General features: G+C 75.4%; 1 protein-coding gene. It reads left to right on the top strand.

Annotated features, from left to right (window positions below; translation table 11 throughout):
• Nucleotides 1–2129: polyketide synthase dehydratase domain-containing protein (locus ACWCV3_RS28760; RefSeq protein ID WP_451230242.1), on the top strand; the 2129-nt coding region annotated here is incomplete at both ends.

Raw genomic sequence — 2129 nt, 5'->3', positions numbered from 1 at the left:
CTGCGGGTGTCGCACGCGTTCCACTCGCCGCTGATGGAGCCGATGCTGGAGGAGTTCGGGCAGGTCGTGGCCTCGACTCGGCTGAACAAGCCCCGCCTCGGCCTTGTCTCTGGCCTGACGGGCGGTCTGGTGACGGACGAGGTGACGGACCCGGGTTACTGGGTGCGGCACGTGCGGGACGCGGTGCGTTTCGCCGACGCGGTGGTGAGTCTGCGCGCTGCGGGGGTTCGGACGTTCGTGGAGGTGGGTCCGGACGGGGTGCTGTCCGGGCTCGGTCCGCAGGTGGGCGAGCCGGTTGGAGGTGAGGTGTGGCTGCCGGTGATGCGCCGGGGCCGTGACGAGGTGCGGGCGGCGTTGACCGCGCTGGCCGGTGTCGCGGTACGGGGCGGATCGGTGCGGTGGGAAGAGGTGTACGGGGACGAGGGGCGTCGGGTCGAGCTGCCGACGTACGCGTTCCAGCGCCAGCGCTACTGGCTCCACGGCCGGGGCAGCTCCCGGCCGCAGGACCTCGGGCTGGGCGAGGCGGGACACGGTCTGCTCGGCGCGGTCGTCGAGTCGCCCGGCTCGGGCGGGATCAGCGCCGTCGGACGCCTGTCCGCCACCGCGCAGCCCTGGCTCGGCGATTTCACCGTCTCGGGGCGTGTGGTCGTGCCGGGGGCGGTGCTGGTGGAGATGGCGTCGTTCGTCGGCGGCCTGACCGGCTGCGACCGGCTCGAAGAGCTGCTGATCGACGCGCCGGTGGTGCTCCCGGACGAGGGCGGCCTGCGCATCCAGATCGGTGTGGAGGGCGCGGACGAGCACGGGCGCCGTGAGGTCAGCGTCCACACCCGGCCCGACGGTGGCCCGGACGGCGTGTGGACGCGGCATGCACGGGGCGTGCTGGCGTCCGAGTCCGTTTCTCAGGATGGCGCGTGGGCGGTGGCCTGGCCTCCGGCGGGCGCCGAGGCGCTGTCGGTGGAGGAGCTGTACGCCGGGCTGACCGGGGCGGGGCTGGAGTACGGGCCGGTGTTCGCGGGTGTGCGGGGCATCTGGCGCGGCCAGGAGCCCGGCGAGGTGTTCGCCGAGGTCGCGCTGCCCGAGGGCGTCTCGGGGAGCGGGTTCGCCGTGCATCCGGCGCTGCTGGACGCGGCGTCGCACGTACTCGGGCTCGACGGCGGCCTGAGCGGCGCCACGGGCCCGCTGATGCCGTTCGCCTGGAACGGCGTGGCCGTGCGCGGGACCGGGGCGACGAACGCCCGGGTCCGGGTGGCCCCGGCCGCCGACGGCCAGGGCGTCGCGGTGACGGTCGCGGACCCGACGGGGGCGGTGCTGGCCTCGGTCGACTCGCTCACCCTGCGGCCGATGGCGGTCGGCGCGCTGGAGGTGAGTTCCCGGCTGGTGCGCGAGGCGCTGCTGACGTTGGACTGGGTGGAGATGGAGGTGGAGGGCGGGGCCGGGGCGCTGGTGCCGTCGGGGGCGGGCTGGGCGTTGAGTGGGTCGGCTGAGGTCACCGGCCTCCCGGACGCCGCCCGCTACGACGGGATCGAGGCGCTCCTCAAGGCCGTCGAGGCCGGAGCCGACGTACCCGACACCCTCGTCGCGCTGCCCTCGCTCGACGGCTGCGCGCCGGACGCCGCGAGCGAGGCGACCGTCGAGACCCTGAGCCTGATTCAGGGGTGGCTGAACGCCGAGGTGCTGGGCGGCACGCGGCTCGTCCTGGTCACCGTCGGTGCGGTGAGCGGGGGAGCCGGGGCGGACCACGGGACCGTCGCCCGTACGGAGGCGGCCGTGGCGGCTGCGTCGGTGTGGGGGCTGGGGCGCGTGGCGCAGGCGGAGACGGCGGGCCGGGTGGCGCTGGTCGACGTCGAGAATCTGGACGACGTCGGGGCCGGGGTCGCTGCGGCGCTCGGCTCGGGCGAGGGCCAGGTGGCGCTGCGCGGTGGCCGGGTCCGCGTGCCGAGGCTGGAGCGGCTCTCGCAGGCACTGCCGGTCCCGGTCGACGGCTCCGGCTGGCGGCTGGGCTTCCGTGAGCGCGGCACCATCGAGGAACTGTGCCTGGTCCCGACCGACGCCGGATCGGCGCGGTTGGAGCCGGGGCAGGTGCGGGTGGCTGTGCGTGCGGCGGGCGTGAACTTCCGGGACGTGCTCAA

The organism is Streptomyces sp. NPDC001781, from assembly GCF_053596035.1.
Note: the sequence above shows the minus strand (reverse complement) of the source record. Positions and strands in the feature narration are given on the sequence as shown.